The sequence below is a fragment of the [Clostridium] citroniae WAL-17108 genome, from assembly GCF_000233455.1.
Taxonomy (GTDB): domain Bacteria; phylum Bacillota; class Clostridia; order Lachnospirales; family Lachnospiraceae; genus Enterocloster; species Enterocloster citroniae.
On sequence record NZ_JH376422.1, the window covers coordinates 240642 to 246678 of the forward strand.

Here is a 6037-nt window from a genome sequence, read left to right on the forward strand (position 1 = left end):
GGCCTCCTACTCATACTTGATATCCTTAGGCGCCCCTGTGCGGACGTCCAAATGGCTGGAGCGTTCATCATATACACTGTGCATGTTATGCAGGTGGACCCATTTCCCCTGTCCGATGTCAGCCCCTGCCCTTCCGATACATACACCGTATTTAATGACCTCCTCTTCTGGGCCAATCGCCTTCAGGGATATTTTATGGCCCCGGGGGATCTCCTCTGTACACATTGTCCCGGGATCCGCTGCCTCACCCAGGATCCTGACCGGACCGGGCTTTAAGGTTTCCAGCGCTGTTGCCACATTATCCCTTGCATCAATCTTAAATGCACTCTGCATCATAAGCATCTCTCCATTCCTACAGGATGCCGTACTTCTCAAAAGCAGCTGTAGCTGTCATTCCGCTCTCAATGGCCTTACGTACCACCTTTTCACCGGCAGCCTTTTCCAGGGCTTTTTCGATCACCTCATCAGCCACCTGTTTAGGAATGATAAGTACCCCGTCAACATCACCGAAGATCAGGTCGCCGTCATGGATTGTCACCTGGCCTATCTCAATGTCACAGCGGTAATCCACCACCTGGGTGCGGACGCTGGAATCCTGGGCATAACAGCCGCAGGAAAACACGGGCCAATCCTGTGACAGTACCTGAGGCGTATCCCTATGCCAGCCATTGACCACTGCTCCCACTGCCTTTCTGCACCTGGCTGTGGCAGTGAGCAATTCCCCCCAGTATGCACAGCGTTTACTGCCGCCCGCAGCAATATAGATCTCATTTTCCTCAAGCTGATCCAGCGCCTCGGTCAGAAAACCGAACGGCTTTTTCTGGGGACCATACACATCGATCATCAAAACCGTCATTGCTTTTCCCGCAACCTTCATATCTTCCCTCAAAGGACGTATATCCTGGGGAAGGAACTGGTGGTAATACCCCATATTATCCAGGATATCACCTACCACCGGTGTATAAAGTTTTTCCTTCATCAGCGCGAATTTCTCGCTCTCGTTATTCCATAGTTTCATTGTTTTACTCCTCTTTTCCCTTTTTTCTAATCGGACGATTATCAGAACCCAAACGCCAGCGCCCCGCCGTCAACTGCGAAATCCTGCCCTGTAATATATCCGGCGCTATCCGATACCAGATACTTTGCCATCTCCGCAATGTCCCTTGTGTCTCCGAATTTATGCACCGGCATCCTGGAAAGGATTTTTGCCTTGCGTTCCGCATCCATCACCTGCTGGCTCATCTTGGACGGAAACCAGCCGGGGGCAATGGAATTGACGTTGATATTATCACCGGACCACTCCACGGCCAGGCCCCTGGTCATGGACAACACCGCTCCCTTGCTGGTGCAGTATGGAACCACCTCAGAAAATCCCAGATGTGCTGCCATGGAGGTAATGTTCACAATCCTGCCCCTTCCAGCCGACTTCTTTAAGTAAGGGTAACATAGGCACGACAACTTGAAGATGCTGCTTACATTTACCTTCATGATACGTTCAAAATCGCTGTCATCGAAGTTCTCTGCCCTGCACTTCACAGTGATTCCTGCATTGTTAATAAGGAAATCGATTCCCTTATTTTCCCCAATTTTTTTTATCAGACTTTCCATCTCACCATAATCGCTGACATCAGCTGCCACATGAATGACACCCTCATGGCTTTTTTCTGCATCCTTTGGCTGTCCTGTCCTACTTACGGCATATACGGTTGCACCCGCCTCAGCCAGCGTGTTTGCAATTGTAAAGCCGATTCCGCTGGAGCCGCCTGTTACGATTCCCGATCTGCCTGTTAAATCCATATGTATGTTACCTCCGATTGTTTATATTATGTGAAACGTTTCCCCTCTTATGGTTTTCATAATACTACTGAACCTGACGAATGTCAAGATTCTTTCGCAAATTACTTGAAATACAAAAAAGGGGGCTGTCGGGAAATGGATCGTTCCGAACAGGGACTTTGTCCATTCCTTCAATCACAAACATCCGGGCATTTCCGAGATTGTATTTGGGGCCATATCCGTTTTCAAGCAGAAATGTATTATACTTTGTGTAAAGAGCACCGATAGTGTCCAGCAGACCGGCAAGATGATAATTGAGACTGCCCCGCCAAACGAACGTATATCTGTTCGTGTTTGCTTCAATCTTTGTTCCATCGATGTAAAGCTCTTTCAGCGAGATAAGGCCTTCCTTTTCCAGACGGCGCATGAACTGGTAATTCAGTTCATCCAGGACTTCTCCCGTTCAGTTTTTTTCCTTTAAAAAAACATCTCTCCGGGGCTTCTGCCCTTTGGTCAGCCAGATAAAGGCGAGATCTCTAAAAGTTATTGAAGAAAACAGGACACGGAAACTGCAGAAGAACCTGATGCAGATTGCACAGGGAGAAGACATCGGATTCGTTTATGGGAAAGGTAAGCATAAACCGGAGATCCAGAAGCTTTACGAGGAACCGGAAGAATGCGGGACTCGTCTGATGGAGTATAAGGAATGCTTTGAGATCATGGGGAAAGGCCGCAACAGCTATTCCAAAACAGACATGGAAACAACCTTCATGCGGACAAGAGTCCCATACAAATATCCAGAGTGAAGAAGAGATTCTGAAACGTCATCCCCGTTCGGTCCAGACAGAGGGACATTTTGGAGATATCAAGGAGAATGAAAACTTCCGGCGTTTTAACTACCGATCAGAGGAAAAAGTATATAAAGAGTTCATGTTGTATGCGATAGGCAGGAATATGATGAAATACCACCAATTTTCACACCATGAAATCGAAAAATATGAAGAGAAAAAGGAAGAGACAGTCCCGTAGAGAATTTTGCCTTAGAAAAGGCCCGAATTCTCTGGGATTGTCTCTTTCCGTCATGTTAGGGGTTAAAAGTCGGTATTAACCGATACCCCCCAAATCATAAATCATATCTTCCACAAAGCATCCCCTGTAGCTTTTCGCGAAAAACCCAAAAGCTTTTCGCATAAATTGCAAAAATCAACCACTTTCTGTAAATTAGCAAAAAATAAAAGGGCATTTGAAAGGTATTTTATTTCCTATCAAACGCCCTTTTACCTCTTCATTATCATGGCTCATCCGGTATGTATTCCAGTATATCTGAAATATCACAATTCAATGCCTTACAAATTCGGTCAAGATGATTCAGGCTGACGCGTTCAGCAAATTCATTGTATATGTCATTGATTGTTGACGCCCTGATTCCTGTCACTCTCGCTAATTTTGCCTGACTCCAGCGTTTCTCTCCAAGAAGCCTTGATAAATGAATTCTGACCATCCAATCACCCCTTACGGATGATTTTACCGCTTTCGACAGGTCTTTTTTCTGTTTTGTTATATTATAACGAATATCGTTATATTTTTCAGAAATTCGTTATGATTACTTCCTTGTATCTCTCGCGATTGCTTGCATTTCCAGCCAATGTAGTGTTACGCGTCACTTCTTTACAAGGATATTGAGAATACAATTCATGTATCCATGCTACATTATTATAGGAAAGAACAAACTTTCCTTTGATATGTTTTAAGACATCTGCAAGACGCTCATGATCTTTCATACTAAAGGCAGCACTATAATATCGTTCTGTCCCTACATAAGGAGGATCCAGATAAAACAGAGCATCCTTCCGGTCATAGACACTTATCAGATTCTCAAAATCCTTGTTCTCTATCACCACACCCTGAAGCCTCCTTTGGACTTTCCCCAGATAATCCATCGCATTCTCTATGCTTTTAGATGAAGTTGCAAATGTGCGGTAATCGCTCCCGAAGCTTATTTTTATCAAATAAAAAAAACGGGCAGCTTTTTGAATATCTGTCAATCCCCTCATATCCATCTGCGCTTTATAATCATAAAATTGTTCGCGAGAGGATAAAAGCCACTGCAACTCCTCCTGCAGGGCACTGCAATGATATTTAATGCAGCGATACAGATTGACTAAATTCCCATCCCGGTCATTGTACACTTCCAGCTGACCTGCTTGCTTCTCTTTTGCAAAGAGCACCCAGCCAGCCCCTCCAAATACCTCGATGTAACGTCCGATATCCTCCGGGAAACATCCTAGAATCTCCTTGCGTAATAGCCTCTTTCCACCAATCCATCCAATAAAACTATTCATCCATCGTCCTTTCTAAGGGGTAATCGGACGGATGTCTAAATATCTATTATTTCCTACCAATTAAACACATACCGATGGTTGACCATGTCGTACTTCTCTGCAATCCGGAGCGCACCTCTTGCATCTGTAATCATGCACTTGCCCTCATTGCTACCTGTAACCGGACACAACAAAAATGCGTCCCCAGCTGCATCCGTCTGGTAGCCGGTCAGCATGTAGCCCTCGGAATCGAACAGATACCATCCCCATGTCCTCCGCTCCATCTCCTGGAGCCAGTACCAGCCATTGTCCGCATAGCTGCCGTCTGCAAACTGGTACCACCAGCGCTGCCCGTCTGCCGCCGGCTGGAAGCCCTGGGTATATGTCACCGGGACCGGGGTGTAGTCGATGTCGCAGAGCCTAAGGGCCTTCTGCCAAGGTGTGGCTGACACTCGGCTCTTAATGGTCCCGTAGTTGATACCCTTAGCCTCAATACACCAGCCATCCCCGATATACACCCCGATGTGGCCCGGCTTCCACAGCGCCCAGCCAATCATGGACTCGTCCAGGTGGTCGATTCCTACCCGCTCCACGGCCGTGTCGTGATAGTTGTAGCTGCCGCGGATGCGCCCGGTGTACCAGCTGATGAGGCCAGAGCAGTCCGTGCAGTGCTGGCCTATGTACTTGACGGCCTTGGCCTTGTAGGTGGATGTATATGTGCCTGGATTCTCCCGAGCCAGGTGATCCAGGATGGTCTGTGTCAGGACCTCTCCCTTGGTTCCGTAGACGTAAGGGGTGCCCAGCTTGTCCTTACAATGCTGGATTAATCCTGCTGCCGTTTTACTCATGGTATTTACCTCCAATCTCAAAGACCTGGGAGTCATCCAAGGCCTTGCTACTATCTTATTCCTCACGGTCATCCATATCACTGGGGCCACCTATGCCACTGTCGTGTATTTCTGGATGTGGAACATTTGAAGGGGCATCATACAGATAAGGGGTTGGCTGCTTTGCTCCCAGATCAGGCCCTGCATCCACATATCCTCCATTGCCGGGGAGTTTTGCTGCATGCTTGATTGTTGTTTTTGCCATAACTTCTTTCCTCCTTCATCTTTTACAAGTCATTATTCTGTTGTTTTGGGTGGTTTTGTCCGTTTCCATATCTCTGCCACTCGTTCCCATCCGTCTAATGCCACCAATGCTACGATAAAGGCTGCAATTATACAAGCAAATACGGTATACCAGTCAATAGGGTGGTGAAGCCACGCCATCAGTGCGATAAAGACAGCTGGGCAAAGTATCAAAGATAACACAATGACTACCGCCTGTGTAGGTAGCTTGTCCAGTCCTGGCCAGGATTTAATAACCTGTGTGATGGCTGACACTAGGAATGCCATTAGCCCAATGGCAATCAATAGATACGATACGTACTGCATTATTGTACTTACATCCATACTTTTTTCCTCCTTGATTTGCATATTTATCTATAATAAAAGGCCCTTGCAGGCCTGAATTTTTCGTAATTAATGTGTATAATACGGATTTAATTAACCCATTGCTTATAAAAACATTTACATATTCACAATCCATAACTCTTGCGCCTAATGGTGGACAGGAGATACGTATACCGATTACTGTACCAGATGGATATATGTTTCTATGTGTTACCAATGTAAAAAGCAATGGGAACGTTGCATACGCATGTTACATAGCGTCATCTTCAAACATCCTGACTTGTTTCGTGGGCAATGACCGAAATGAGCAGAAAATAATCCCGCAGGGTATTTCGGCAGATGCGCTGTTCATGAAAAAATGGTGGTGAATAATCATTTAAGCTATTGCAACTTTCCAGTCCATGAATCTTTCCAGGTACCATCAGTATCTAAAAATCGCAATGTAATACGTTTCTCGCCACTGTAGTAGAAATGTATTGCGTAGCC

The 6037-nt window shown here is 46.0% G+C and carries 9 protein-coding genes and 1 pseudogene; 1 reads left to right on the forward strand and 9 read right to left on the reverse strand.

The window, feature by feature from the left end:
• Positions 1-6 precede the first annotated feature (6 nt).
• From HMPREF9469_RS14245 to HMPREF9469_RS34175, 4 genes are all read right to left on the reverse strand, one after another.
• A complete protein-coding gene (locus HMPREF9469_RS14245; RefSeq protein WP_007863057.1) occupies positions 7-336 on the reverse strand; it encodes a UxaA family hydrolase in 330 nt (109 codons plus the stop codon).
• Between the two features lie 16 nt (positions 337-352).
• Positions 353-1018, reverse strand: a complete 666-nt coding sequence (locus HMPREF9469_RS14250) for an RraA family protein (protein WP_007863058.1) — start codon at positions 1016-1018, stop codon at positions 353-355.
• A 41-nt stretch (positions 1019-1059) separates the two neighbouring features.
• On the reverse strand, positions 1060-1797 hold the full coding sequence (locus tag HMPREF9469_RS14255) for an SDR family NAD(P)-dependent oxidoreductase (protein ID WP_007863061.1): 738 nt from the start codon (positions 1795-1797) through the stop codon (positions 1060-1062).
• Positions 1798-1861: 64 nt separating this feature from the next.
• Positions 1862-2203 carry a hypothetical protein gene (locus HMPREF9469_RS34175; RefSeq protein WP_007863063.1) on the reverse strand — a complete coding sequence of 114 codons (342 nt, stop codon included), beginning with the start codon at positions 2201-2203 and terminating at the stop codon, positions 1862-1864.
• A gap of 139 nt (positions 2204-2342) precedes the next feature.
• On the opposite strand from HMPREF9469_RS34175, the pseudogene HMPREF9469_RS33790 reads away from it, so the two are divergent.
• Positions 2343-2805: pseudogene (locus tag HMPREF9469_RS33790) on the forward strand (transposase); the annotation flags it as partial.
• 262 nt (positions 2806-3067) lie between these two features.
• On the opposite strand, the gene HMPREF9469_RS33795 reads toward HMPREF9469_RS33790, so the two are convergent.
• The 5 genes from HMPREF9469_RS33795 to HMPREF9469_RS14285 all read right to left on the reverse strand — a co-directional run bounded on the left by HMPREF9469_RS33795 (position 3068) and on the right by HMPREF9469_RS14285 (position 5551).
• Entirely contained in the window at positions 3068-3277 is a 210-nt protein-coding gene (locus tag HMPREF9469_RS33795; RefSeq protein WP_080633560.1) for a helix-turn-helix domain-containing protein, read from the reverse strand.
• Positions 3278-3362: 85 nt separating this feature from the next.
• Positions 3363-4118: a DNA adenine methylase gene (locus HMPREF9469_RS14270; protein ID WP_007863067.1), complete on the reverse strand. Its 756-nt coding sequence runs from the start codon at positions 4116-4118 to the stop codon at positions 3363-3365.
• Between the two features lie 53 nt (positions 4119-4171).
• Positions 4172-4945 carry a C40 family peptidase gene (locus HMPREF9469_RS14275; protein WP_007863070.1) on the reverse strand — a complete coding sequence of 258 codons (774 nt, stop codon included), beginning with the start codon at positions 4943-4945 and terminating at the stop codon, positions 4172-4174.
• Positions 4946-5000: 55 nt separating this feature from the next.
• Positions 5001-5189, reverse strand: a complete 189-nt coding sequence (locus HMPREF9469_RS14280; protein ID WP_007863072.1) for a hypothetical protein — start codon at positions 5187-5189, stop codon at positions 5001-5003.
• 32 nt (positions 5190-5221) lie between these two features.
• Complete coding sequence (locus HMPREF9469_RS14285) at positions 5222-5551, reverse strand: hypothetical protein (protein ID WP_007863074.1); 330 nt, start codon at positions 5549-5551, stop codon at positions 5222-5224.
• Positions 5552-6037 lie beyond the last annotated feature (486 nt).

What these genes read in the sequence shown, in the direction of transcription:
- HMPREF9469_RS14245 (WP_007863057.1), bottom strand. Translation starts at nt 336, where the DNA reads ATGATGCAGAGTGCATTTAAGATTGATGCAAGGGATAATGTGGCAACA.
- HMPREF9469_RS14250 (WP_007863058.1), bottom strand. Translation starts at nt 1,018, where the DNA reads ATGAAACTATGGAATAACGAGAGCGAGAAATTCGCGCTGATGAAGGAA.
- HMPREF9469_RS14255 (WP_007863061.1), bottom strand. Translation starts at nt 1,797, where the DNA reads ATGGATTTAACAGGCAGATCGGGAATCGTAACAGGCGGCTCCAGCGGA.
- HMPREF9469_RS34175 (WP_007863063.1), bottom strand. Translation starts at nt 2,203, where the DNA reads ATGCGCCGTCTGGAAAAGGAAGGCCTTATCTCGCTGAAAGAGCTTTAC.
- HMPREF9469_RS33795 (WP_080633560.1), bottom strand. Translation starts at nt 3,277, where the DNA reads ATGGTCAGAATTCATTTATCAAGGCTTCTTGGAGAGAAACGCTGGAGT.
- HMPREF9469_RS14270 (WP_007863067.1), bottom strand. Translation starts at nt 4,118, where the DNA reads ATGAATAGTTTTATTGGATGGATTGGTGGAAAGAGGCTATTACGCAAG.
- HMPREF9469_RS14275 (WP_007863070.1), bottom strand. Translation starts at nt 4,945, where the DNA reads ATGAGTAAAACGGCAGCAGGATTAATCCAGCATTGTAAGGACAAGCTG.
- HMPREF9469_RS14280 (WP_007863072.1), bottom strand. Translation starts at nt 5,189, where the DNA reads ATGGCAAAAACAACAATCAAGCATGCAGCAAAACTCCCCGGCAATGGA.
- HMPREF9469_RS14285 (WP_007863074.1), bottom strand. Translation starts at nt 5,551, where the DNA reads ATGGATGTAAGTACAATAATGCAGTACGTATCGTATCTATTGATTGCC.